This window comes from Proteinivorax hydrogeniformans, from assembly GCF_040515995.1.
Lineage (GTDB): Bacteria > Bacillota > Proteinivoracia > Proteinivoracales > Proteinivoracaceae > Proteinivorax > Proteinivorax hydrogeniformans.
The window spans coordinates 1-26344 of sequence record NZ_CP159485.1 but is presented as its reverse complement, the minus strand read 5'-3'; the positions used below and the strand labels follow the sequence as shown (position 1 = coordinate 26344).

Below are 26344 nucleotides of genomic sequence, written 5' to 3'. Positions count from 1 at the left end.
TATTTATTTGTTATCTTCTTAATTTAGAAAAGAAAGTATTTAGTAACTCTATAGATTCTTGCTCGCAAACCCCTGAAACAACTTCAATGTTAGTTTGTAATTGTTTAGGCATGTCTATTTTGGAACCAAGTCCACCCATTTTAGGTTCCGAAGCACCAAAAACCACTTTTTTAATTCTGCTTTGTATTATCGTGGAGGTGCACATAAAGCACGGTTCAACTGTAACATAAATCTGACAGTCAATCAACCTCCAACCACCTAAGGTTTGCGCAGCTCTTCTTAACGCTACCATTTCAGCATGAGCAGTTGGATCTTTTAATGTTTCTCTAAGATTATGACCTACTGAAATAACCTCACCCTTTTTAACCACTACGGCTCCTATAGGAACTTCATTTAACCTCAGAGCTTTTTGCGCTTGTTTAAGGGCTACCTGCATAGGTACCAATATAATCACACCCACCACTGTATGGTGCGCCCAGAAGGACTTGAACCTCCGACACGCGGTTTAGGAAACCACTGCTCTATCCCCTGAGCTACGGGCGCATCTTAAATTATAATAAATAAAATATTTGGCCAAAACCAAATATTTATAGTAGTCTTATGATAAAATGGCGTGCCCGCCAGGATTCGAACCTGGGACCTTTTGATTCGTAGTCAAACACTCTATCCAGCTGAGCTACGGGCACATATTATGGCGGAGAGAGAGGGATTCGAACCCTCGAAGCGAGGTTTAATCTCGCTTAATCGCTTAGCAGGCGACCCCCTTCAGCCTACTCGGGCACCTCTCCACTTGTTTGTAGTTTGTGGCGGAGGGGGTGGGATTCGAACCCACGGCACTTTCGTGTCACTGGTTTTCAAGACCAGCTCCTTAAGCCACTCGGACACCCCTCCAAGGACACCTCAAAAGTATATCACCTTCGAGGTTCAATGTCAAGTTTTTTTGTTGCTCAACCTTACGTTTATATACTATATATCATTTTTGTCTTTATGTCAACCAAAATTATAATTAATTATTTTGAAATCTTCTCTTTTCCACCTAAATAGGGTCTTAAAACTTCTGGAATTGTTACCGTTCCATCTTCATTTTGGTAGTTCTCTAAGATTGCAGCAACAGTCCTTCCTACTGCTAGTCCTGAACCATTTAAAGTGTGCACTAACTTAGCTTTGTGTTTAGGCTGCTCTCTATATTTAATGTTGGCCCTTCTTGCTTGAAAGTCCTCGAAGTTACTACATGAGGAGATTTCTCTGTAAGTCTCAAAACTTGGAAACCACACTTCTATATCATATGTTTTAGCAGCAGAAAAACCTAAATCCCCTGTACAAAGGTTTACCACCCTATATGGTAATTTTAACAACCTAAGTATTCTCTCGGCATCTTCTAAAAGCTTTTCTAACTCAAAATAAGACTCTTCTGGTTTTGTTATTTTTACTAACTCTACCTTGTTAAACTGGTGCTGTCGTATAAGTCCTCTAGTATCTCTACCGTGTGCTCCAGCTTCTGCCCTAAAACAAGGTGTGAAAGCTGTAAACTTTCGGGGCAATTCATCACTAGCTAAAATTTCATCTCTATGAAAATTGGTCACAGGCACTTCTGCTGTAGGGATAAGATAGTATTTGTTTTCCACAGAAAAAGCATCCTCTTTAAACTTTGGAAATTGACCTGTTCCCTGCATGCTTTCGCTGTTAACCATGTAAGGAGTCATTAACTCAGTATAGCCATGCTCTTGATGTGTGTCAAGCATGAAGTTAATTAACGCTCTTTCTAACTTAGCTGCCAAACCTTTTAAAAACACAAATCGTGTTCCTGTTACCTTGCCAGCCCTTTCAAAATCTAATATATCTAAATCTCCTCCGACGTCCCAATGAGCTTTGGGCTGAAACTCAAACTTTGGTATCTCTCCCCATTTTTTTATTTGTTGGTTTTGCTCTTCACTTGTCCCTACAGGAACTGATTCATTGGGAACATTGGGTATTTCTAAGGCCAGTGTTGTTACTTTTTCTTCTATATCAGCTAGCTGTGTATCAATCCCTTTTATGTCATCTCCAACTTTTCGCATAGCTTTGATTTTTTCTTCAGCGTCTTTTTTCTCTCTTTTGAGTTGTGCTATTTCTTTGGAGACTTCATTACGTTTTCTTTTTAAATTTTCTGTTTCACCCAAAAGTTCTCGTCTTTTCTTATCTAGCTCTTGTATCTTTTTAACTACCTCTGGATCTCCCCCCCTTTTTGTTATAGCCTCCATAAATGTTTCTGGTTCTTTTCTAAGTATTTTTAAATCTATCATTTGATAGCCTCCCTTAAAATAGTTTTAAAATATAAAAAGTCCCTGACCTTATAAGGTCAGGGACGAAAATTCCGCGTTGCCACCCTGTTTGACTGAAAACAGTCCACTTTAATAATTTATAAAGGAATCACCCTAATTTAATCACAAAGAGGTGGATTCATTATAATAAGCTAATCGGTTTCCAGCTATCACCGACTCTCTGGGTAGCTCTTTTATAACTACTTTTCCTCATAACTGTCTATTTTATTTTTTCATAACTTAAATGTAAAATTACCATCTAATCATAAAAAAGTCAAGAACTATTTGGAATTACATAGTGCTTTTTGGGCTGCTGTAACTGCAGTGCCTAGTTTAACATTATGCCCTAATTCTATCAAAGACATTTCCAACGCTGTTAAAACAGATATTACAAATAAAGGATCCACGTTTCCTAAATGCCCTATCCTAAAAACAGATTCTTTTAATTTCCCCTGTCCTCCTGCTACCTCAACTTTATATTTATCTAACATTAGTTTACGTATTTGAGATACTTTTATACCTTCAGGTGGCTTTATTGGTGTTACAACATTAGAGCGGCACCCTTTTTCGTTAAATAGCTCCAAACCTAAAGCCTTGATACCTTCCCTTACCATGTTGGCTATAGTTTCGTGTCTTTTAACTTCGCTATCCATTCCTTGATTAGCTATTTTTTCTATTTGCTTTTCAGCAGCTTTAATCAAAGATATGGCAGGTGTATAAGGTGTTTGTCCTATCTCTGTAAACTTTTTATACTTGCCTATATCCCAATAGTATTTAGGCAGGTCACTTTGTCTATATGCCTCTAAGGCCTTTTTACTTAAACAGATAATAGCTAGACCAGGAGGCAAAGCTAGTACTTTTTGGCTACCTGTAATTACAACATCTATACCCCAACCGTCTATATCGATGTTTTCAGCTCCTATAGAGCTTATTCCATCAACAATTAGCAAGGTTTTATCATTTTTTATCTCGCTTATCTTCTTTAAGTCGTTTACTACTCCTGTAGAAGTCTCCCCTTGAATAACAGTGATCCCTGCTAGGTCATTTATATTTTCCACTGTTTCTTTAAGCTTATCATAGTCAAAACTTTGTCCCCACTTACCGTAAAACTCTATAACATCTAAACCATAACTTTTAGCTATATCAGCATACCTCTGCCCGAAGGCACCGTTTATAAGAGCTAATACCTTGTCCCCTTTTGAAAAGCTATTAACTATAGCACACTCCATAGCTCCTGTTCCTGAAGCAGTTAGATAGTGAAGCTCATTTTTAGTGTTTAAAAACTGTTGGGTTTTAGCTGTTAAATTTGCAAGAATCTTTGAGAACTCTTTACCTCTATGATTAAATACCTCCGAAGCCATTTCCTTAAGAACTTCATTGTCAACACTTGTAGGCCCTGGTAACGCTAAATACTTAGTTTGCATGTTATTACTCCTCCCTACTCCTCGTAAATCAATTTTAAAGCTATTACTATTATACCAAATTATTTCCTAATGAAAATACTTAGAAAAAATAGTCTAGGTCTAGGATTTACCTAGACCTTATTTATTTTATTTTCCTGCTACTTCTACACCTTCTTTTTCTTTAACTATTTCTTGAGCCACTTGAGGAGGTACTTCTTCGTAGTGCGAGTATTCCATAGTAAAGTGACCCCTACCTTGAGTTTTAGATCTTAAGTCAATGCTGTATTGATACATCTCCGCTAAAGGTACTTGAGCTTTTATTTTCTGCATGTTACCTGATAACGGGTCCATACCAATGATTTTCCCTCTTCTAGAATTCATATCACCCATAATATCACCCATAAACTGCTCATCCACAGTTACTTCTACATCCATGATTGGCTCTAAAATTGAGGCTTGCCCCTTTAGCATTGCTTCCTTAAACGCCTGAGAAGCGGCAATTTTAAATGCCATCTCTGAGGAATCTACACTGTGATATGAACCATCAAATAGCGTAGCTTTTATATCTACAACAGGGTATCCTGCTATTACCCCTTCTTCCATTGCTTCAATTAAACCTTTTTCTACTGCTGGAATATAATTTCTAGGAACAGCTCCTCCGAAAATTTTATCTACAAACTCGAACTGCTCCCCTCTAGTTAATGGCTCAAACTCAATCCATACATGCCCAAACTGCCCCCTACCGCCAGATTGTTTCTTATGCTTGCCCTCTACTTTTATCTTGCTTTTTAGAGTTTCTTTATAAGGGATTCTAGGCTTTTTTAATTCCACTTCTACACCAAACTTCGAAGATAGACGGTTAACTAGAATGTCTAGATGCATTTCACCCATGCCCGATAGTATTGTTTCTTTTGTTTCTTTATTTCTTTCCACTGTTATAGTTGGATCTTCCTCTAGAAACTTAGCTATCCCCATACCAACTTTTTCTTCGTCATTTTTGGATTTGGGCTCAACAGCAAAAGAAATTACAGGTTTAGGGTAGTTAATTGGTTCTATTCTGATCTCACTTTTATCCTTACATAGCGTATCTCCTGTACCTGTCTCTTGAAGTTTTGCAACAGCAGCTATATCACCAGCTTGAACATAGTCTACAGGCATCTGATCTTTCCCTTGCATTAAAAACAGCTGACCTACTCTTTCTGTTGTTCCTTTGCTGGCATTATAAATCTGGGAGTCCGATTCCAAAACCCCTGAATATACCCTAAAAAAAGTTAACTTTCCTACATATGGATCAGCCATAGTCTTAAAAACTAAAGCAGTAAAGTCTTCGCCTTTATCTACTTTGATGGATATCTCTTTACCATCATCAAACGCTGTTAATTCTCCTCTTTCTAGAGGAGATGGCATTAGTGTAATGGCATACTCTAAAAGTATATCAACTCCCATATTTTTATATGCTGATCCAGCTAAGACAGGTAATACCTTTCCATTTTTAACACCTTTTTTAAGACCAAGTAGTACTTCCTCTTTAGTAAGCTCTTCACCCTCAAGGCACTTCATTAACAGCTCATCATCACCTTCTGCGGCAGCTTCTATTAACGCTTCTCGGTGCATTTCTATTTCCTCTTTTAGACTTTCAGGGATTTCTATCTCTTCCCCCTTTAAATCCTTGTACGAGGTAGCCTTAAGGTTATATATATCCACAATGCCTTCAAAGCTCTCAGCTTGACCTATAGGAATAGTTAAAGGGACGACTAAAGTTTTATCGAACTTTTCCTTCACTTGATCTAAAACTTGATTGAAGTTTGCGTTTTCTCGGTCCATTTTATTAATAAAAGCTAGTTTCGGAAGCTGGTATTCTGTTGAGTAGTCATAAGCCAGCTCTGTCCCAACCTCAACTCCAGAAGCAGCGCACATTACTAGTATACTGCTGTCTGCTACCCTTAAAGCCCCTTTAAGTTCACCTACAAAATCAAAGTAACCTGGGGTATCTATTAGATTGAATTTACAGTCGTTGTATTGACATGGAGCTAAAGAAGTATTTATAGTTATCTTCCTTTTTATTTCCTCTTTGTCATAATCCATGATACTAGTACCTTCATCAACTCTCCCTAGTCTTTTAACTGCACCAGCTGTAAACAATAAACTCTCTACCAGCGACGTTTTTCCTGCACCTCCATGGGAAATAATCCCTATGTTTCTGATCTTTTCAACAGGGTGCTTATTCAAAACAATCTCCTCCTTGGCTAGTTTTTATTTCCAGTTAAACCGTAGAACCGTCCTCCTTTTATGTTTTAATATTTTGAAAGTTTTATTTAAAAAAAATTTTATGTATTATTTCGTGATTTTATGTTTAAATCCTCTTTTTTAGACTATTTTAATATTTTTGATAATATGTTTTCAGCAGGTTCAATTTCTTGTTTTTGTGAAAGAATCTCCATAAATAAGTGGTGACCTTCTTTTATCTCTTGCAAGTCTATGTTGTTTATATTGTAATGCTGAGCGCTATTAACAGTATCGCTTTTTAACATCTTATCCCAACAAACAGGAACTGATATCGGCGCTTTTGGTTTAGGTCTTATGCTAAAAGGAGCAACTATAGTTTGGCCTTTGACATTTTGCAGAAAATCTAAATATATTTTTTCAGACCTAAGTTCACGTTTTCTTACAAGTGTTGTTGTATCACTTAACTTATTGTTAACTACAACAGATATTTTTCTAACTAACTCCCTAACTCTTTCATAGCTATAACCATCTTTTACCGGAAGGTAAATTTGAATACCGGTAGAGCCAGACAACTTAGCAGCAGATTTTAGTTTCAATAATTCTAAAACGCTATAAATAGTTTTTGCCACCTTGATTACTTCTTTAAAGGTAAAACGCTTCATTGGGTCTATATCAAACACTCCATACTCTGGAGCTTCTAAATCATGTATAGTGGACATCCATGGGTGAAACTCAATTGTGCCTAGGTTAGTCAAGTAAATGAATGTTTCAATATTGTTAATTAGAGGGTACTTTTCTAATCCTTTTTTTTCTACTACTTGTATCCACTTAGGAAATGTTTCATCAACATTTTTTTGGTAAAACCCTTTATCATTAAATCCATTTGGAAATCTTTTTAAAGAAACAGGCCTATTTTCAATAAAGGGTTTTATATAAGGAAAGACTTTTATGTAGTAGTTGATGCAATCCTTTTTACTTATATTATTTTTGTCATCGTAAACCTTATCCAGATTAGTCACCCTAACCTCTTTATCTCCAATTTTTAAGTAGTTCATCAAACATTCTCCTTCTTTATTCCTCTAAAAACTGGCGACCTCATGGTTTTATGGGGAGTCCATTGCATAAACTCTACATTAACTTTTATATTAGGCTTTAAAAAAATATGCTTTTTTATCTTTTTGTTTTTAAAGGGACTTTCTAAAGATACTAAACTGTTAGCAAGGGAAAGTATTTCTTTGATGTTTTCGTTATCAAGTCCTACTCCTACATTGCCTATATACCTAAGGAACCCATTTTCTTTCGTTCCTAGAGCTAGTGAAGATATTGTGTTATTTTTGATATATATACCTCCTACAAAGGCATCAATATCATTAGTATGTTTATACTTTTTCCAATACTTACTTTTGGTAAAGGTGTATTTGCTTTTCAAGTCTTTTTCTAAAACACCTTCTAATTTTTGTAGTTTAGTGCCTTTAAATAAGCTTTCCCCGTCATCATAGTTTTTACATACCTTTGTATGATTGAGGTTTTTGATTTCAATCTCTTGCGTTAATATTTTGTATCGTTCTGAGTAAGGTAAGTTAGATAACCACTTACCGTTTAAGTATATTATGTCAAAAACCATATAGGTTATAGGTTGCTCTTTTATGGCGATATTTATTTGATGTTTGTTTTTCAATTGATTTCTGGTTAGAATTTTAGAAAAATCGTTAAATCCTTCTTCAATTATTATAGCTTCACCGTCTAAAACAAAAGTAGATGATAGTTGTTTTAGTTCCTGAATCTCTGGGAAGACATTTGTTTTATCCTTGCCCTTTCTTGTAGTTAGATAAATATCTTTGTTTTCTTTATATGTTAATATTCTTATGCCATCCCATTTGACTTGATAGATACTATCATTGCAGTTGATTAAATCGTATTTTAAAACTGGCTCCATTGGGGTAATTTGTTTCATTTTAACCAGTTTTCTTTTTTCTAGGTTTCTTCTTGTTACTGCTAGTAACAGCTTCTTTTTTGACGGCATTTAGGCTACTCTCTAAAGCTTCCATTAAGTCCACTACGCTATCATCTCTTTTTGCTTTAGGTTGAGCAATCTCTTTCCCTTGTACTTTTTGTTCGATGAGACTCATTAGTTGGTTTCTATACTCATCGGTATACTTTTCAGGGTCAAATTTTGCCGAAAGCTTTTCTATTAGTTCTTTTGCCATATCTAGTTCGTTATCAGACACTTTCACTTTTTCTCCTACACCTGGTACTTCTTTTACATTTCTAACTTCATCAGGAAAATGCATTGTTTCTAACACTAAGGTACCTTTATATACTCTTATAGCAACCAGTGATTCTTTTGACCTTATGACAACCTTTGCTACCGCAACCCTTTTTGTCTTAGATAGTGCTTCAGTCAAAAGGTTATAAGCTTTTTTTCCTGTTTCTTCTGGAGCTAGGTAATAAGTTTTATCAAAGAAGACAGGGTCTATATCCTTAAGGTTTACAAAGTCCATAATGTCAATTGACTTCGTGTTCTCGTTTGGTATAGCTTCTATATCCTCGTCGTTTATCACTACAAAAGTCCCTTTTTGATACTCATAGCCTCTTACTATTTCTTCACTTTCAACCTCACGTTCGCAGTTTGGACAAACCCTTTGATATTTAATCGGAGTGTTACAGTCCTTATGTAAATTTCTAAACTTAACTGACTTATTCTCCGTTGCCGTAAACATTTTGATAGGAACATTGACAAGTCCAAAACTTACGGCGCCTTTCCACATTGTTCTCAAAGCTATCACCCCTTTTTGTGTTAGCGTTTACCAATATAACAATATATATTCACAGCTAAAACCAAAGAAACCTACCTTTTTTAAAAGGTAGGTTTCTAATAGTTTATTTGTTAAAGTTATTAAGATGAGCTACTCTGTTTTTAGCCTCGTTATACTTACCATTATTAAAGAAAGAACTTTTCTCTCCACTTTCATAACTTTCTTCATAAATTCCTAAATATCCAGTTACTCTTCTTATTCTTCTTACTTTTTTAGATTTGCACTTTGGGCAGCCTTGTTCATCTATAATTCCTATATATGAACAGTTTTCACCCATGCACTGGTCTACAGGGAAGTTTACACTAAAGTAACCACAGTCATTATCAAAAGCAGCGTTAACTAATTGCTCAAAAGCATCTAAGTTGCCCTTAGGAGCATTTTCTAACTCCACATAGTTTATATGCCCAGCAGGCGTATACTGATTATAAACTGACTCTTTTTCAATTTTTTTGTAAGCAGAAATGTTATATTCTACCGGAATATGGAATGAGTTAGTGTACCATTGTTTATCCGTAACACCTTTGATTACTCCAAAACGCTTTCTATCTAGCTCTACAAACCGACTTGAAAGACCCTCAGCTGGAGTAGCTAGCAGCGAAAAATTAAGAGTGTACTTTTGAGATTCTGATTTACACCAAGAATCCAACGTACTGACAATTTTAACACCGAGACTGTGTGCTTCATCACTTTCTCCATGGTGCTCTCCTGTCAAGGCAACAAGTGTTTCGGCAAGACCAATAAATCCTATTGATAACGTTCCATTTTTTATAGCATCTTCAATGGTGTCTTCAGGGCCTAAATGGTCAGAGTTATGATATAACTTTTGCCCAAGTAAAAATGGGAATTCCTTAACCTTTTTATTTTTTTGAATTTCATATCTTTCCAGCAATTGATTGCGTACTAGCATAAATCTTTCTTTTAACAAATGGAAAAACGTCTCTAGATCCCCGTCGGCTTCAATAGCTACTCTAGGTAAGTTTATCGAAGTAAAGGATAAGTTACCTCTTCCATCGGTAACTTCATCACCACAAACATTAGACATTACTCGTGTTCTACAACCCATATATCCTACCACTTGTGGATCTTTTTCTCTTCTATAAAATGGTTTATTAAATGTAGAATCTTGGTTTGAGTAATTAGGGAATAAACGTTTGCATGACACTCTATGAGAAAGTCTTCGAAGATCGTAGTTAGGATCTTCTGGGTCTTTGTTGACACCTTTCGCCATGGAGAATATTAGGTTAGGAAACATGGGGGTTTCTCCCTTTCCAAGACCTTTTTCAAAGTTTAGTAGCAGGTACTTGCTTATCATTCTACCAGCTCTAGTTGTATCTAATCCGAAGTTGATGCTGGTAAATGGAACTTGAGCGCCAGCCCTAGATTGCATAGTGTTTAAATTATAAACTATACCTTGCATAGCTTGATCTACATCTTTTTCAGTCAGTTCCCAAGCTTTTTCTTCTAATTTAGCTATGTCAAAGTCTAGTTCTTTTAACAGATTAATGTATTTTAGCTGGGTCTTCTCTACATAAGGAGCTAAGTCTGAATCTAAAGCTTTAACAGATTGTCCACCATGCTGTTCATTTTGATTTGCCTGCATAATAATACAAACAAGAGCAGATGCAGTTTTTACATCTTTGGGAGGGCGAATAAACCCATGGCCAGTATTAAAACCTTTTTTAAACAGCTTTACTAGCGGTATTTGTAAACATGTTTTTGTACCAAAAGGAAGAAAATTCATATCATGAATATGTATATATCCATCCTTATGTGCTTGAATATGTTCCTTTTTTAAGCTTATTTCACAAAGGCGCTTAGCCGCTACAGATCCTGCTTGTAACATTTTACCCATAGCAGTGTCTCCGTTTATATTTGCGTTTTCCGTATCTTTGCTTTTCACTATATCTGATAAGTCTTTTATAAACTTACCTCCAGACTCTCTTATATCGTCTCTTCGTCTACGATAAGATATATACTCTTTCGCAGATTTAGTAAACTTAGATTCTAAAAGAATATCTTCGACTATATCTTGTATTTCATCTATTGTGGGGGTGTTAATTTCCTGTAAACCCATTTTACGACTTATAGCTTTCAACACTTTCTGTGATAAGATAAGGGAATCGGTATAGTTTCCTTCCTTGCTCTTACTAAAAGATTTATTTATAGCTTCAGTTATTTTAGAAGGCTGGAAATCTTGCATCCTGCCATCTCTTTTTACCACCTTTTCTGGTAGCTGTTGTAGGTTTTCAACCTGTGTAAAATTCATTTAATCTCCCCCTTAAGTATTAATCAGCTAACTTAAACAAACAAACCTGGTTAGCTTGGATTGACTTTTGTACATCAATGATTCTTTGATTTGAAGAACCTCTAAAGTCTAAATCTACATTTCGCAGTTCTTTAACAAACGGACCATCTATAAGCAGGTCTAAATGCTTTAAGAGTTCTTTTTTATCTTCATCTGCTAAAAGCTGCTCAAATAAAAAACCGGTGTATGCCACCAGTTTATATTTTCTCTTTAGTTTACTACATAAAAGACTAAATTCCTTAGCCTGATAAAATGGGTCTCCTCCTGAAAAAGTAATTATTTTTGTAAAAGGATGATCTGAAATATCTTGCAATACTTCCTCAATATCAAACCATTTACCGCCTTCAAAACTATGAGTTTGAGGATTATGGCATCCATTACAACGATGCTTACATCCTTGAGCAAAAATAGTATAGCTAATACCCCCAGGAGCATCAACTACCGATTCAGGAATCACGCCCGCTATTTTTAGTTTCATGTTAATCACTCCGAATTAAATTATACCTTTTGTTAGTTACAATCTCAAACCCAATTTACGTAAATTTAAGGTGATATATCTGCAAATAACTCCTTAATAAATTACTTTGCTCTATAATATAAAGTTATTAAAAAAACACCACTTATATACTTATGCAATAAAAAAGTAAATATTCCTTCCTCAGATAAAATTTTTCATTAAAAATAAAAAAGCACTTAACCAAATAATATGGTTAGGTGCTTTAAGGTACCCAGCGACGTCCTACTCTTCCAGGGGGTAAACCCCAAGTACCATCGGCGCTGAAGAGCTTAACTGCGGTGTTCGAGATGGGAACCGGTGGATCCTCTTCGCTTTTGTCACTGGATAAATTACCATAAGGAATAAAACTAAGTCATTATCTAAACTAAGTTGGTCAAGTCCTCGACTTATTAGTACCGGTCAGCTAAAGGTATTACTACCTGTACACCTCCGGCCTATCTACCAGATAGTCTATCTGGAGTCTTACTTGGACAAGCCAATGGGAAGTCTTATCTTGAGGGTGGCTTCGCGCTTAGATGCTTTCAGCGCTTATCCGTGCCGAACTTAGCTACCCAGCACTGCCACTGGCGTGACAACTGGTACACTAGAGGTTCGTCCATCCCGGTCCTCTCGTACTAAGGACAGATCCTCTCAAACTTCCTGCGCCCGCGACAGATAGGGACCGAACTGTCTCACGACGTTCTGAACCCAGCTCGCGTACCGCTTTAATGGGCGAACAGCCCAACCCTTGGGACCTACTACAGCCCCAGGATGCGATGAGCCGACATCGAGGTGCCAAACCTCCCCGTCGATGTGAACTCTTGGGGGAGATAAGCCTGTTATCCCCGGGGTAGCTTTTATCCGTTGAGCGACGGCCCTTCCACTCGGTACCGCCGGGTCACTAAGCCCGACTTTCGTCCCTGCTCGACTTGTAGGTCTCGCAGTCAAGCCTCCTTATGCCTTTGCACTCTACGAATGATTTCCAACCATTCTGAGGAGACCTTGGGGCGCCTCCGTTACTCTTTGGGAGGCGACCGCCCCAGTCAAACTGCCCACCTGACACTGTCCTAAAACCGGATTACGGTTTCTAGTTAGAATTCCAACATTCACAGGGTGGTATCCCACTTTAGGCTCCTAGAAGACTAGCGTCCTCTATTCTCAGCCTCCCACCTATGCTGTACAGTCAATGCCAAAATCCAATATCAGGCTACAGTAAAGCTCCACGGGGTCTTTCCGTCTTGTCGCGGGTAACCTGCATCTTCACAGGTACTACAATTTCACCGGGTCCTTCGTTGAGACAGCGCCCAAGTCGTTGCGCCTTTCGTGCGGGTCGGAACTTACCCGACAAGGAATTTCGCTACCTTAGGACCGTTATAGTTACGGCCGCCGTTTACTGGGGCTTCGGTTCAGAGCTTCTCCGACACTCAACTCAAAACCTATACTTTATACTAAGTATCTAGTAACACTTAATCTTCTTAGTTAAGCGCTAGTACTTAGCATAGATTCTAAGTTGAGTGTCGGATAACACGTTCCCTTAACCTTCCAGCACCGGGCAGGCGTCAGCCCCTATACTTCATCTTTCGATTTAGCAGAGACCTGTGTTTTTGATAAACAGTCGCTTGGGCCTATTCACTGCGGCCTCCTCTCGCTCAGTACGGATGTACTTCACAATATCGAGGCACCCCTTCTCCCGAAGTTACGGGGTCATTTTGCCGAGTTCCTTAACGAAGGTTCTCCCGAGCGCCTTAGGATTCTCTCCTCACCTACCTGTGTCGGTTTACGGTACGGGCACCGCGCTTCTTGTTAGAGGCTTTTCTTGGCAGTGTAGGATCAGTTAGTTCCCCTAAATTGGGTCCTCTTAACCTCTCAGAATAGATAGAGGCGGATTTGCCTACCTCTAATCCCTACTGGCTTGAACGCACTAATCCATCAGTGCGATAACCTACCTTACTGCGTCACCCCATCACTCAAACAAAGCTTGGTGGCACTGGAATATCTACCAGTTGTCCATCGCCTACGCCTTTCGGCCTCGGCTTAGGTCCCGGCTTACCCTGAGCGGACGAACCTTCCTCAGGAAACCTTAGGTTTTCGGCGGAGATGATTCTCACATCTCTTTTCGTTACTTATATCAGCATTCTCACTTCTAAGCGCTCCACTGCTCCTTACGGTACAGCTTCGCCGCACTTAGAACGCTCCCCTACCAGTATTACTACTCCATTGCTTCGGTGGTAAGCTTTAGCCCCGGACATTTTCGGCGCAGGATCACTTGACCAGTGAGCTATTACGCACTCTTTAAATGGTGGCTGCTTCTAAGCCAACATCCTGGTTGTCTAAGCAATCCCACATCCTTTTCCACTTAGCTTACACTTTGGGACCTTAACAGATGGTCTGGGCTGTTTCCCTCTCGACTATGGACCTTATCACCCATAGTCTGACTCCCAAGGTCAAAATATATGGCATTCGGAGTTTGACTGAGTTCGGTAACCTGGGTTAGGCCCCTAGCTCAATCAGTGCTCTACCTCCACTATTCATCCTTGAGGCTAGCCCTAAAGCTATTTCGGGGAGAACCAGCTATCTCCGAGTTCGTTTGGCATTTCACCGCTACCCACAGCTCATCCCCTAATTTTTCAACATTAGTGGGTTCGGGCCTCCATTTTGTGTTACCAAAACTTCACCCTGGCCATGGGTAGGTCACTCGGGTTCGGGTCTACACATACAAACTAGTCGCCCTATTAAGACTCGCTTTCGCTACGGCTCCATGGCTTTACCATTTAACCTCGCTTGCAAATGTAACTCGCTGATCCATTATACAAAAGGTACGCCATCACCCGCTTATGGGGCTCTGACTGTTTGTAGGCACACGGTTTCAGGTTCTATTTCATCCCCCGCCTGGGGTACTTTTCACCTTTCCCTCACGGTACTTGTTCACTATCGGTCGCTGGGTAGTATTTAGCCTTTGGAGGTGGTCCTCCTAGATTCTTACGGGGTTTCTCGTGTCCCGCAATACTCGGGTGGCTACTTGGATAGATTAAAGCTTTTCGGCTACAGGACTTTCACCTTGTGTCGTTTGGGTTCCCAACCAATTCGCCTAAACTTTAATTTTGTAACTATCCCAAGTGACTGTATCCACTTGTAAAGTAACTCCCTCAACCCACTTTTAGCAACGCATACAGGCTTACACTAAAAGTGTTTAGGCTCTTCCCCTTTCGCTCGCCACTACTTAGGGAATCGAGTTTTCTTTCTCTTCCTCGGGGTACTTAGATGTTTCAGTTCCCCCGGTTGTCTCCTACCACCCTACTTGTTCAGGTGGTGGTACCACAGTATTAACTGTGGTGGGTTGCCCCATTCGGAAATCCGCGACTTAAAGCTTGCTTGCAGCTAATCGCGGCTTTTCGCAGCTCGCTACGTCCTTCTTCGACTCCCAGCGCCAAGGCATCCGCCGTGCGCCCTTTGTAACTTGACCTCGTTTTTCTCGTTTAAACATAATGAAATTGTATCTACCACGCTTTTTTATATCTCGATCGGTTGATACTTCTTAGTTTTATCCTTATGGGTAATTTCAAAGATCGGTATAAAAAATGGTGCTTGCAAGGCAGGTGCTCTTAGTTTTACCCCATATTCTTTATGGGTGATTTCAACGATCGCTTATCAGTTGAAAGACTAGGTCTTTCAAAATTAAACAGCTATGCTACTAACCTTGAGGTTAAAGCTCCTTAGAAAGGAGGTGATCCAGCCGCACCTTCCGATACGGCTACCTTGTTACGACTTCACCCCAATCATTCGCCCCACCTTCGACGGTTGCCTCCTAAAAGGTTGGCTCACCGGCTTCGGGTGTTGCAAACTTTCGTGGTGTGACGGGCGGTGTGTACAAGGCCCGGGAACGCATTCACCGCGATATGCTGACTCGCGATTACTAGCAACTCCGACTTCATGCAGGCGAGTTGCAGCCTGCAATCCGAACTGAGACCTGATTTAAAGGATTCGCTCCAGATCGCTCCTTCGCTTCCCGTTGTTCAGGCCATTGTAGCACGTGTGTAGCCCAGGACATAAGGGGCATGATGATTTGACGTCATCCCCACCTTCCCCCGGTTTGTCACCGGCAGTCTCCTTAGAGTGCCCAGCTTAACCTGCTGGCAACTAAGAATAAGGGTTGCGCTCGTTACGGGACTTAACCCAACATCTCACGACACGAGCTGACGACAACCATGCACCACCTGTCTCTCTGCCTCAAAAGAGGACGACTTTATCTCTAAAGACTTCAGAGGATGTCAAGCCCTGGTAAGGTTCTTCGCGTTGCGTCGAATTAAACCACATGCTCCGCTGCTTGTGCGGGCCCCCGTCAATTCCTTTGAGTTTCAACCTTGCGGTCGTACTCCCCAGGCGGGGCACTTAGTGCGTTAACTGCGGCACAGAGGGTATCTAAACCCCCTACACCTAGTGCCCAGCGTTTACGGCGTGGACTACCAGGGTATCTAATCCTGTTCGCTCCCCACGCTTTCGCATCTCAGTGTCAGGTACAGTCCAGAAAGTCGCCTTCGCCACTGGTGTTCCTCCTAATATCTACGCATTTCACCGCTACACTAGGAATTCCACTTTCCTCTCCTGTCCTCAAGTTTGACAGTTTCAAATGCAATACGGGGTTAAGCCCCGCAGTTTAACATCTGACTTATCAAACCACCTACATGCTCTTTACGCCCAGTAATTCCGACAACGCTCGCCCCCTACGTATTACCGCGGCTGCTGGCACGTAGTTAGCCGGGGCTTCCTCTTGAGGTACTGTCATTTTATTCATCCCTCATAACAGAAGTTTACGATCCGAAAACCTTCATCCTTCACGCGGCATTGCTGCGTCAGGGTTGCCCCCATTGCGCAATATCCCCCACTGCTGCCTCCCGTAGGAGTCTGGGCCGTGTCTCAGTCCCAGTGTGGCTGATCGTCCTCTCAGACCAGCTATCCATCGTTGCCTTGGTAGGCCGTTACCCTACCAACTAGCTAATGAAGCGCGGGCCGATCCTTTAGCGATAAATCTTTCTTCTTTTAATCAGGTGATTAAAAGAAGGTATCCGGTATTAACATCAGTTTCCCGATGGTATCCCGATCTAAAGGGCAGGTTGCCCACGTGTTACGCACCCGTCCGCCACTAGGTCCATTAAGAGCAAGCTCTCAACTTCCCTCGTTCGACTTGCATGTGTGAGGCATGCCGCCAGCGTTCGTCCTGAGCCAGGATCAAACTCTCCATAAATAGTTTATGAAAAGCTAAAATTTAGCTCAACTTACTTAAATAATAAAAAAGAAATTAACTTTAAACCTTACTGGCTTTTGCATTAGCTGTTCAATTTTCAAAGACCTAATTTGTTTGCCGCCGTGTTTCAGCGACAAGTAATACTATACCATTTATTCGATTGTATGTCAACACTTTTTAAAAATCTTTTGTTTAAGGAATAATGATTTGAATACTAGTTTGTGCGACAACAGTTATATACTTTACCATATGTTTTATGTTAAGTCAATGCTATATATAACCTTGTTAAAATAAAATGGAAAGCGGCTTTAAATACCGCTTTCCATTTTATTTACTCTTCATCCTCTTCTTCTGTAACTACTCTTGCTACTGCAACAACTTTTTCATCTTTATTAAGTCTTACTAGTCTTACGCCCTGAGTAGTTCTGCCAAATATACCAATTCCTTTAACTTCTTGCCTTGTCATATACCCTTTATTACTAACTATCATTATATCTTCGCTTTCCTTAACAGCTTTTAATGATGCTAGTTGACCATTTTTGTCTGTTAAGTTCATTATTTTAATTCCTTTTCCTCCCCTGGTTTGAGTTCTATACTCATCAACCTTTGTTCTTTTGCCATAACCCTTTGTGGTAACAGTTAATAAATCATAAGAAGGATCTGCAATAACTGCATCAACTACCTCATCTTTATTAACTAAGTTAATACCTTTTACACCCCTAGCAGTTCTTCCCATATTTCTTACATCTGTTTCCTTAAATCTTACCCCTTGTCCAAGTACACTTCCAATTAGTATCTCTTGTTTACCATCTGTAAGTTTTGCAGATATTAGTTCATCTTCATTCCCAAGTGTAAGGGCGATTAAACCATTTTTACGGCTACTGTCAAAATCAGTAAGTTGTGTCTTTTTTACATAACCATGCTTTGTGATAAAGAACAAATAATTATTTTCTTTAAATTCTTTTATTGGTACAACTGCTGTTATACGTTCTTCTTTATCTATAGGAATAATATTGACAAGGGCAGTTCCTCTAGCTTGCCTTCCACCCTCTGGTATCTCATAAACCTTCTTACGATATACAACACCTTTATTTGTAAAGAACATTATATGATTGTGTGACGAAGTGATATAAAGATGTTCCACAAAATCATCGTTTTTGCTGCCAACAGCAGTTACACCTTTTCCACCTCTTTTTTGTCTTTTATATGCCGAAAGAGGAATTCTTTTAATATAACCTTGATGGGTGATAGTGACAACAACGTCTTCTTGAGCAATCAAGTCCTCATATTCAATTTCTTGCTCATCTATAGTAATTCTAGTTTTTCTTTCATCACCAAACTGATCTTTGGCTTGCTGTAGCTCTTCCTTTATAACCCCATCGATTTTGCCTGTATCTGCTAACAGCTCCTTAAAGTAAGTAATTTGATTCATTACTTCTTTATAATCAGAATCAATTTTCTCTCTTTCTAGGCCGGTTAACTTTTGTAGTCTCATCTCTAGGATAGCCTGGGCTTGTTTTTGGGACAACGCAAACCTATTTATCAACTCTTCTTTTGCTTGCGCTGCACTAGCTGAGCCCCTAATTGTTTTAATAACTTCATCAATATTATCTAAAGCTATTTTTAAACCTTCTAGTATATGGGCTTTAGCTTCCGCTTTTTTAAGATCATATTTTGTCCTTCTTGTAATGACGTCCCTTTGATGGTTTATGTAATGCTCTAGTACTTGTTTTAAGTTAAGTACCTTAGGCTGGTTATCTACCAGTGCTAGCATTATAATTCCAAAGGTTTGTTGCAATTGGGTATGTTTCAACAATAGATTTGTTATATGCTGGTGATACGCATCCTTCCTGATATCTATTACGATTCTCATCCCATTGCGGTCAGACTCATCCCTAAGGTCTGTAATTCCTTCTATTTTTTTATCTCTTACAAGATCAGCAATTTTTTCTATAAGCCTTGCTTTATTAACTTGGTAAGGAAGTTCTGTAATTACTATTCTTGTTCTACCATTATTTAATTTTTCGTACTTAACCTCACCTTGAACCTTTATTACACCTCTACCAGTCTTATATGCGTTTTTAATTCCTTCTTTACCTTTAATTATACCGCCTGTAGGAAAGTCGGGCCCCTTAATAGTTGTCAAAAGATCTTTAATTTCAAGTTCAGGGTTGTCTATTAAAGAAACGGCTCCATCAATTACTTCTGATAGGTTATGAGGTGGTATATTGGTAGCCATTCCTACCGCTATACCAGCTGCCCCATTTACTAAAAGGTTAGGTATCTTAGATGGCAATACCCAAGGTTCTTCTAAGGACTCATCAAAATTTAGTCTAAAGTCAACTGTCTCTTTTTCGATATCAGCTAACATCATTTGAGAAATTTTATCCATACGTACTTCTGTATAACGCATGGCAGCTGCAGCGTCTCCATCTATAGAACCAAAGTTTCCATGGCCATCGAGTAACGTGTATCTCATAGAAAAGTCTTGAGCCATTCTAACTAATGCATCGTATACAGCTGTATCTCCGTGGGGATGATATTTACCTAATACTTCCCCAACTACTCTCGCACATTTTTTATGTGGTTTGTTATGAACTATGTTTAATTCATTCATAGCAAATAAAATTCTTCGATGTACTGGTTTTAAACCATCCCTCACATCTGGAAGCGCTCTACCTACTATAACACTCATAGCATAATCAACGTACGATTGTTCCATTTCACTATTTATATCTCTTGGTAATACTTTCGAATTGTTTGTTTCTAACATTTAATCCACCTCTCACTACACGTCAAGGTTTTTAACGCTTTTGGCGTGATTTTGTATAAATTCTCGTCTAGGTTCTACTTTATCCCCCATTAATACAGTAAACAGCTCGTCAGCCTTTACTGCATCATTTAAATCTACTTGCAGAACAGTTCTGGTTTCAGGATCCATAGTAGTCTCCCATAACTGATCGGGGTTCATCTCCCCAAGACCTTTGTAGCGTTGTATCGAATACTTTTGTCCTTTGATTTGTTGCATGTATTTTTCCATTTCTCTTTCGGTATAAATGTATGTTTCACTTTTGCCTTGTTTTACTTTATACAATGGTGGCTGTGCTATATATATATACCCTTTTTCCAACAATGGTTTCATATACCTATAAAGGAAAGTTAAAAGCAAAGTTCTTATATGAGCACCATCCACGTCGGCATCCGTCATTATAATTATTTTGTGATATCTGGCTTTTTCAATATCAAATTCTTCCCCAATACTGCTACCTATAGCAGTGATAAGAGAACGTATTTCTTCATTTGCAAAAATTTTATCCATTCTAGTTTTTTCTACATTTATTATCTTACCTCTTAGCGGAAGGATAGCTTGGAATTTTCTATCTCTTCCTTGTTTTGCAGATCCTCCCGCAGAGTCACCCTCTACTATATAAATCTCACTTAAGCTGGGGTCTTTTTCAGAGCAGTCAGCTAGTTTTCCAGGCAAAGCAGTTGATTCTAAAGCACTTTTTCTCCTAGTAAGTTCACGGGCTTTTTTTGCAGCTTCTCGCGCTCTAGCTGCAGAAAGACCTTTTTCTACAATTTTTTTTGCTACTGCTGGGTTTTCCTCTAAGAAAGTAGAGAATCTTTCAGTAAAAATACTTTCTACTATTCCCCTAATTTCTGGATTTCCAAGCTTAGTCTTAGTCTGACCCTCAAACTGAGGCTCTGGTAGCTTAACACTTATAACCGCTGTTAAGCCCTCTCTTATATCTTCACCTGATAGGTTTTTATCTTTTTCTTTTATTATATTCTTTTTTCTTCCGTAATCATTTACCGCTCTTGTAAGTGCAATTTTAAATCCCATCTCATGGCTTCCGCCTTCATGGGTATTGATATTGTTAGCAAAAGAAAAAATGTTTTCGCTATAACCTGTATGGTACTGAATAGATATCTCTAACGTAACATCGTCTTTTTGATCCTCTATATATATTGGCGGCTTATGAATTCCGTCTTTGCTTCTGTTTAAGTACTCGATATACTCGATCAAACCACCTTCAAAGGTATAACTTTCTTTCTTATCATTTATTTTATCTTCTAATTCTATGGTTACACCCTTGTTCAAAAAGGCTAACTCTCTTAATCGAGTATTCAAGGTATCAAATGAGAATTCTATAGTCTCAAATATTTCAGGATCTGGATAAAAAGTGGACTTAGTTCCTGTACTTGTACTTTCTCCTATAACTTCAAGCTCAGTTACTGGGGTTCCCCTTTCATACCTTTGTTTATAAACTTTGCCGTGCTTACTTACCTCAACTTCTAGCCAAGTAGAAAGAGCGTTTACAACAGAAACACCAACCCCATGTAATCCACCGGAAATTTTGTAACCGCCTCCACCAAACTTTCCACCAGCATGCAGTACAGTATGAACTATTTCAACTGCTGGTTTTCCCATTTTAGGGTGTATGTCTACTGGTATTCCCCTACCGTTATCAGTAACAGTTACACTGCCATCTTCGTTTATAGAAATGGTAATTTTGTCACAGCCTGCCAATATCTCATCTATACTGTTATCAACCACTTCATAAACAAGATGATGTAACCCTTTTACACCTGTTGAGCCTATGTACATACCTGGTCTTTTCCTAACTGGCTCTAAACCTTCTAAGACCTGTATTTGTTCCGCTTCATAAGAATTGTTCTTTATATCATTATTTTCTACCATTTTCATTCCTCCAACAGCGTAGCTAAATTCTACAACACTCCAATTATACTTTATAAAAACGATTAGTGCAAAAATCTATAAACTTAACGAATAATAATTTTGAAATTTCAACTGTCATTAGTATATCTTTGCACAACAAACCTACTTAATCTAAAGTGGGATCATCTTGTAAAATATTAATTTTATCTATAAATTTTTCAGAGCTAATTCTTTTTTTCAGTGTGGATGTAGCTATGGGGGATAAATAAATCTTATTGTTAGTTATGATAAAAGATTTATAATCACCATTTTCCGCAATCTTTATTACTTCTTTGTCTTTTTCAAAGTTTAAGTAATTATTTGTAGTTTGACTAGTTTCATTGAGAGAATAGTCAAAAATACCTACAACACCTTTCAATGATATAACTATATTTCCGCCTAAATGAAGAAACATAATAAATCCCCCTTACTTAATCATTCCATTTTTTATGTTGAAAACTTTAAAGGCACCTAGAAGTTCTTGCTCTTTTTCTGTTGTTGTTATAAAAGTTTGCACTTTATCTTTGATAGCTTTTAACAAAAAACTTCTACGTTTATAGTCCAGTTCAGAAAAAACATCATCCAATAATAAAATAGGATATGTTCCTCTTTGCGACATAAACATTTCAATTTCTGCCAATTTTAACGACAAGATGGTAGTCCTCTGCTGACCTTGTGAACAATACTTTTTTACATCTTTTCCATTTACGTAAAACTCAATATCATCCCTATGTAAACCTATATTGGTCTGCCTAGTATACAAATCTTTTTCCCGACTTTGTTTAAAAAGCTCATATATATGAACCTTTAACTCAGGTATCTTTTGCTCTAAATTATCCACAAAAGATGCGTACTTTATTTCTAGGTTTTCAGTGTTATCTGTAAGTTTTCTATGAGTTAATCTTGCTAAAATTTTCAACTTACTTATGATATCTATTCTCTTTACAAGAATTTCCTCAGAAAATCCCGCTAACTGTTTATCATAGATGTCTAATGTCTCCATAAAATGATGAGGCCGTTCTTTGAGTATTTTATTTCTGTTAAATAGCACCTTTTTATAATTTGTCATTAGGTTATTGTAGTAAGGACTTAATTGAGAAATTTCTTGATCTAAAAAATTTCTTCTTAAGGAGGGGCTTCCCTTAATTAGTAAAAGGTCATCTGGAGAAAAAATAACAACATTTATATTCCCTAATAAACTTGAATACTTCTTTTGCTCTACACTATTAATCTTAATAATTTTCCGGTTATCTTGGTTATAACCAACCTCTATCTTGTTACTTTTAGAGTTATAATACGTACAAGTTATATAAAAGTAATCCTTATCCCAATGAATTAACTCATCTTTTTTTTGATTGGTTATAGATTTTCCTAAAGCTAGAAAATGTATAGCTTCTAGAAGGTTTGTTTTTCCCTGGGCATTATCTCCAACAAAAACATTTACACTGTTTTCAAGGTTAAGAACTGTTTTGTTTTTAAAGTTCCTAAAATTATCAAGGGTTAATTTATTTATATACATGAGAATCAGCTCCCCTATTCAATAGAGTAGCTGATTTCATCATCAATACTAACAATATCATTAGTTCTTAGTTTTTTACCTCTTCTCATTTCAACAGCATCGTTAACCTTAACTCGACCTTCGCTTATTAGTATTTTTGCTTCTCCTCCAGAACCAACTAAATTAACATACTTTAGAAATTGATCCAGTTGAATATAATCACTAGTTATCTTTATCTTTTCCATTTAAAACACTCCTATGCTGTCCTTATAGGTAAAACAAGATGTAAATAATCATCTCCTATAACAGGTTTTATCAAACAAGGGTTAAAGGAACCGTTAAACTCTAGATAAACCTCAGGAACATCAATATTTTTTAGGCAATCAGTAATTAGTTTAGCGTTAAAAGCTATCTCTAAGTCCTCTCCTTCCTTATCAACTGGCAGCTGCTCAGATAAACTTCCTAAATCCGGTGTGTTTGATGTTAGATATAGTATATCTGAAATTTTAAACTTAACCAAGCTTCGGGCTCCTTCTCTAGATAAAAGCTCTGCTCTTTCTATAGATGTCTGTAGAATTTTAGTATTTACCTTTAGCTTAGTATTATTATCACTAGGGATTATTTGTTGATAGGGCGGGAATTTACCTTCAATTACTCTAGAACTAAATATAACATTTTCAAAAACAAAGAATACTATTGAATCTTTTACATATATATCTATAGTATTGTCCTCGTCATCTACTAGAATTCTTTGTAACTCAGTTATTGCCTTTCTAGGCACAATTACTTTTAATGGTGTCTTAGGTTCATCTTCTAACACTGCAACTTTGTATGCTAAGCGGTGACCGTCTGTAGCTATTAAGTTAAGAGTGGAACCTTTTATTTCAAAAAGAACACCGGTTAATACAGGTCTGCTTTCTTCTGTAGAGATTGCAAAAGCTGTTTGTTTTAACATGTTCTTCAATTTCAACTCAGATAAGCCTAGTATTTTACCTTCTGGTAATTGTGGAAACTTTGGAAACTCTTCTGTACTTTCTCCTGTTAGATCAATTTCTATGGTGGAGGATTTAATCTTAACATTTTTATCTTCTGTCATACTGAAGTGTATTTCTTCTTTAGGCATCTTTCTCACAATATCAGTTAAAATTTTTGCTGGCAAAATAATTTCACCTTCGGTAACAGTCTTAACCGGGACCTTATATTCTATGGTTATTTCAAGGTCAGTACTTTTTAGATACAAATGATTGTTTGATACTTTCAGCATAATACCAGAAAGAACTTGGATAGTAGTTTTAGAGGAGATACCTCGTTGTGTTATAGATATTCCTGCTAACAATTCTTCTTGGGAACAATAAAACTCCATTATAATCCTCCTTTAAAGGTGTAATAATTCTATTTTTTTTATTATAGAAATAATAATATTAGTAATAGTACCTGTGGATAAGTTGATAAGTAGTTAAAATCATTACTTATCAGTCATTACCCACTGAGTATATTCATGTGGATAACTTTTAAAACAATTAAAACAACTAACAGTTAACCTAACTTTCCTTCTTTGATAGCTTTTGTTAAATTCTCGATTTCTAGAGCAAAACTTTTATTGTCTTTGATATCTTTTTTTATTTTTTCATGGGCGTGAAGAACAGTAGTATGATCTCTTCCTCCAAATTCCTCACCTATTTTAGGCAAAGAGAAGTCTGTGAGCTCTCTTGAAAGATACATAGCAATTTGACGGGGATATGAAACTGAGCGCGTTCTTTTTTTTGCTTTTAAATCTTCAACTTTTAACTGATAATGTTTGGCAATACTTTTTTGTATTTTATCTATATCAATAACCTCATTATCGTTGTCTGGTATGATATCTTTTAGAGCTTGTTCTGCAACTTCTACAGTTACCTCTTGACCAGTCATTGAACTAAAAGCAATCACCCTAGTTAAAGCACCTTCTAATTCACGAATGTTAGTGGCGATTTTATTTGCTATAAACATAAAGACTGAATTTGGAATATCAAGCTTTTCAAGCTCAGCTTTTTTACGTAAAATAGCTTCTCTAGTTTCAAGATCAGGTTTTTGAATATCAGTTATTAATCCCCATTCAAACCGTGATCTTAAACGGTCTTCAAGTGTAGGGATTTCTTTCGGCGGCCTATCACTAGAAATTATAATTTGCTTATTGTTTTCATGTAGCGTATTAAATGTATGGAAAAATTCTTCCTGAGTTTGTTCTTTACCAGCTAGAAACTGAATATCATCAATAAGAAGAACATCAACTGTTCTATATTTATTCCTAAACTCAACAGTTTTGTTGTCTCGTATTGCGTTAATAAACTCATTTGTAAATTTTTCTGATGATATATAAACTACTTTATCTTGGTCATTATGATTAGTAACGTAATGACCAATAGCATTCATAAGATGTGTCTTCCCTAAACCAACCCCACCGTAGATAAAGAGGGGGTTGTAAGCTTTTGCAGGCGCTTCGGCAACAGCTAAAGATGCAGCATGAGCAAATCTATTGCTATTACCGATAACAAAGGTATTAAAGGTATATTTAGGGTTAAGTTGGGTAGTAATATCCTCATGAACAAGTTTAGTTTTTTCTACTTTTTTAGGTGTTTTTTTGGTTTCTAAGGTATCTTCTTGAGGGACCACAAAGTTAACATCTAGATTTTTTCCTGTTAGATTTACTAATATATCAGAAATTAAAGAAGCATAACGATTTTCTAGCCATTCTTTTGTAAAATCATTAGGGACACCTACTACCAAAGTAGAATCATACATCGTAATAGCCGATGTACCTTGCAACCAGGTTTCATAGCTTGGTTTACTTAGTTTCTTTTCTAACTGTTCTAATACTTTTTTCCATATACCCTCTAAGCTGTTATTCATAAACAAACCTCCCAAATTTAAAAACGGTGTGGATTAAACATATGTGGATAAATAAAACCAAAAAAAATATCCACACAAATTGTAATATTGACAATGAATTAATGTGAACTGTTAATATAATTTTATGTCTTATCAACATGAAACTAAAATTTATACACAAGAGACAAAGCACTGAAAGAACGTAATTTTTATAATCTAATCAACAGAATCCACAAAAGAGGATATAGACACTTTATCCACAACTTTATGCACAGCCTGTTGATAAAATTTACTTGTGGATATTTTACATAGTACACATAGTTTATCAAATTAATCCACAGACTTCAATAAAATTACTCTTTTTTATCCCCAGTATTATATTTTTTTTGGGGATAATACAAGTTATTCACAACTTGACATTTTAGAGTAAATTAAGGTATAATGACTTGCAGTGTAATTAAGGGGGTGGA

General features: G+C 37.4%; 16 protein-coding genes, 4 tRNA genes, 3 rRNA genes and 1 other annotated feature. All 23 genes read right to left on the bottom strand.

Annotation, left to right across the window (positions count from 1 at the left end; genetic code table 11):
• Window positions 1–10: 10 nt before the first annotated feature.
• Window positions 11–436 carry a nucleoside deaminase gene (locus tag PRVXH_RS00115; RefSeq protein ID WP_353894520.1) on the bottom strand — a complete coding sequence of 142 codons (426 nt, stop codon included), beginning with the start codon at window positions 434–436 and terminating at the stop codon, window positions 11–13.
• Window positions 437–467: 31 nt separating this feature from the next.
• Window positions 468–543, bottom strand: a tRNA-Arg gene (locus PRVXH_RS00110).
• 66 nt (window positions 544–609) lie between these two features.
• Window positions 610–686 (bottom strand) — tRNA-Arg (locus PRVXH_RS00105).
• A gap of 6 nt (window positions 687–692) precedes the next feature.
• Window positions 693–788: transfer RNA gene (locus tag PRVXH_RS00100), tRNA-Ser, on the bottom strand.
• A gap of 16 nt (window positions 789–804) precedes the next feature.
• A tRNA-Ser gene (locus tag PRVXH_RS00095) sits at window positions 805–891 on the bottom strand.
• Window positions 892–1010: 119 nt separating this feature from the next.
• Window positions 1011–2282 carry a serine--tRNA ligase gene (serS, locus tag PRVXH_RS00090; RefSeq protein ID WP_353893308.1) on the bottom strand — a complete coding sequence of 424 codons (1272 nt, stop codon included), beginning with the start codon at window positions 2280–2282 and terminating at the stop codon, window positions 1011–1013.
• A gap of 55 nt (window positions 2283–2337) precedes the next feature.
• Window positions 2338–2526: a binding site (T-box leader), on the bottom strand.
• A 55-nt stretch (window positions 2527–2581) separates the two neighbouring features.
• Entirely contained in the window at window positions 2582–3724 is a 1143-nt protein-coding gene (locus PRVXH_RS00085; RefSeq protein WP_353893307.1) for an alanine--glyoxylate aminotransferase family protein, read from the bottom strand.
• Between the two features lie 126 nt (window positions 3725–3850).
• Complete coding sequence (fusA, locus tag PRVXH_RS00080) at window positions 3851–5932, bottom strand: elongation factor G (protein ID WP_353893306.1); 2082 nt, start codon at window positions 5930–5932, stop codon at window positions 3851–3853.
• 143 nt (window positions 5933–6075) lie between these two features.
• The gene (gene ligD, locus PRVXH_RS00075; protein WP_353893305.1) at window positions 6076–6984 is read right to left on the bottom strand and encodes a non-homologous end-joining DNA ligase; all 909 of its coding nucleotides are present in this window, start codon (window positions 6982–6984) and stop codon (window positions 6076–6078) included.
• Window positions 6984–7952: a hypothetical protein gene (locus tag PRVXH_RS00070; protein WP_353893304.1), complete on the bottom strand. Its 969-nt coding sequence runs from the start codon at window positions 7950–7952 to the stop codon at window positions 6984–6986. Before PRVXH_RS00070 ends, ligD begins: the two co-directional genes overlap by 1 nt.
• The gene (locus tag PRVXH_RS00065) at window positions 7885–8697 is read right to left on the bottom strand and encodes a Ku protein (protein ID WP_353894519.1); all 813 of its coding nucleotides are present in this window, start codon (window positions 8695–8697) and stop codon (window positions 7885–7887) included. Before PRVXH_RS00065 ends, PRVXH_RS00070 begins: the two co-directional genes overlap by 68 nt.
• Window positions 8698–8809: 112 nt before the next feature.
• Window positions 8810–11011: an anaerobic ribonucleoside-triphosphate reductase gene (nrdD, locus tag PRVXH_RS00060; protein ID WP_353893303.1), complete on the bottom strand. Its 2202-nt coding sequence runs from the start codon at window positions 11009–11011 to the stop codon at window positions 8810–8812.
• Window positions 11012–11030: 19 nt separating this feature from the next.
• A complete protein-coding gene (nrdG, locus tag PRVXH_RS00055) occupies window positions 11031–11528 on the bottom strand; it encodes an anaerobic ribonucleoside-triphosphate reductase activating protein (protein ID WP_353893302.1) in 498 nt (165 codons plus the stop codon).
• 248 nt (window positions 11529–11776) lie between these two features.
• Window positions 11777–11892 (bottom strand): 5S ribosomal RNA (gene rrf / locus PRVXH_RS00050).
• A gap of 44 nt (window positions 11893–11936) precedes the next feature.
• Window positions 11937–15009: ribosomal RNA gene (locus PRVXH_RS00045) — 23S ribosomal RNA — on the bottom strand.
• Between the two features lie 254 nt (window positions 15010–15263).
• Window positions 15264–16788: ribosomal RNA gene (locus PRVXH_RS00040) — 16S ribosomal RNA — on the bottom strand.
• The 16S, 23S and 5S rRNA genes sit together here, the layout of an rRNA operon.
• A 331-nt stretch (window positions 16789–17119) precedes the next feature.
• Window positions 17120–19561, bottom strand: a complete 2442-nt coding sequence (gene gyrA, locus PRVXH_RS00035; RefSeq protein ID WP_353893301.1) for a DNA gyrase subunit A — start codon at window positions 19559–19561, stop codon at window positions 17120–17122.
• Between the two features lie 15 nt (window positions 19562–19576).
• Entirely contained in the window at window positions 19577–21490 is a 1914-nt protein-coding gene (gyrB, locus tag PRVXH_RS00030; protein ID WP_353893300.1) for a DNA topoisomerase (ATP-hydrolyzing) subunit B, read from the bottom strand.
• Window positions 21491–21635: 145 nt separating this feature from the next.
• The gene (remB, locus tag PRVXH_RS00025) at window positions 21636–21923 is read right to left on the bottom strand and encodes an extracellular matrix regulator RemB (RefSeq protein WP_353893299.1); all 288 of its coding nucleotides are present in this window, start codon (window positions 21921–21923) and stop codon (window positions 21636–21638) included.
• Between the two features lie 12 nt (window positions 21924–21935).
• Window positions 21936–23027 (bottom strand): DNA replication/repair protein RecF, encoded by a 1092-nt coding sequence (recF, locus tag PRVXH_RS00020; RefSeq protein WP_353893298.1) that lies wholly within the window; start codon window positions 23025–23027, stop codon window positions 21936–21938.
• A 14-nt stretch (window positions 23028–23041) separates the two neighbouring features.
• Entirely contained in the window at window positions 23042–23251 is a 210-nt protein-coding gene (locus PRVXH_RS00015) for an RNA-binding S4 domain-containing protein (protein WP_353893297.1), read from the bottom strand.
• Between the two features lie 11 nt (window positions 23252–23262).
• Window positions 23263–24369, bottom strand: coding sequence for a DNA polymerase III subunit beta (gene dnaN, locus PRVXH_RS00010; protein WP_353893296.1), 1107 nt, complete (start codon window positions 24367–24369; stop codon window positions 23263–23265).
• Window positions 24370–24542: 173 nt separating this feature from the next.
• Window positions 24543–25895 (bottom strand): chromosomal replication initiator protein DnaA, encoded by a 1353-nt coding sequence (dnaA, locus tag PRVXH_RS00005; RefSeq protein WP_353893295.1) that lies wholly within the window; start codon window positions 25893–25895, stop codon window positions 24543–24545.
• Window positions 25896–26344 lie beyond the last annotated feature (449 nt).

Coding starts and splice junctions, on each gene's coding strand:
- PRVXH_RS00115 (WP_353894520.1), bottom strand. CDS start 436: ATGCAGGTAGCCCTTAAACAAGCGCAAAAAGCTCTGAGGTTAAATGAA.
- serS (WP_353893308.1), bottom strand. CDS start 2,282: ATGATAGATTTAAAAATACTTAGAAAAGAACCAGAAACATTTATGGAG.
- PRVXH_RS00085 (WP_353893307.1), bottom strand. CDS start 3,724: ATGCAAACTAAGTATTTAGCGTTACCAGGGCCTACAAGTGTTGACAAT.
- ligD (WP_353893305.1), bottom strand. CDS start 6,984: ATGAACTACTTAAAAATTGGAGATAAAGAGGTTAGGGTGACTAATCTG.
- PRVXH_RS00070 (WP_353893304.1), bottom strand. CDS start 7,952: ATGCCGTCAAAAAAGAAGCTGTTACTAGCAGTAACAAGAAGAAACCTA.
- PRVXH_RS00065 (WP_353894519.1), bottom strand. CDS start 8,697: ATGTGGAAAGGCGCCGTAAGTTTTGGACTTGTCAATGTTCCTATCAAA.
- nrdD (WP_353893303.1), bottom strand. CDS start 11,011: ATGAATTTTACACAGGTTGAAAACCTACAACAGCTACCAGAAAAGGTG.
- nrdG (WP_353893302.1), bottom strand. CDS start 11,528: ATGAAACTAAAAATAGCGGGCGTGATTCCTGAATCGGTAGTTGATGCT.
- gyrA (WP_353893301.1), bottom strand. CDS start 19,561: ATGTTAGAAACAAACAATTCGAAAGTATTACCAAGAGATATAAATAGT.
- gyrB (WP_353893300.1), bottom strand. CDS start 21,490: ATGGTAGAAAATAATGATATAAAGAACAATTCTTATGAAGCGGAACAA.
- remB (WP_353893299.1), bottom strand. CDS start 21,923: ATGTTTCTTCATTTAGGCGGAAATATAGTTATATCATTGAAAGGTGTT.
- recF (WP_353893298.1), bottom strand. CDS start 23,027: ATGTATATAAATAAATTAACCCTTGATAATTTTAGGAACTTTAAAAAC.
- PRVXH_RS00015 (WP_353893297.1), bottom strand. CDS start 23,251: ATGGAAAAGATAAAGATAACTAGTGATTATATTCAACTGGATCAATTT.
- dnaN (WP_353893296.1), bottom strand. CDS start 24,369: ATGGAGTTTTATTGTTCCCAAGAAGAATTGTTAGCAGGAATATCTATA.
- dnaA (WP_353893295.1), bottom strand. CDS start 25,895: ATGAATAACAGCTTAGAGGGTATATGGAAAAAAGTATTAGAACAGTTA.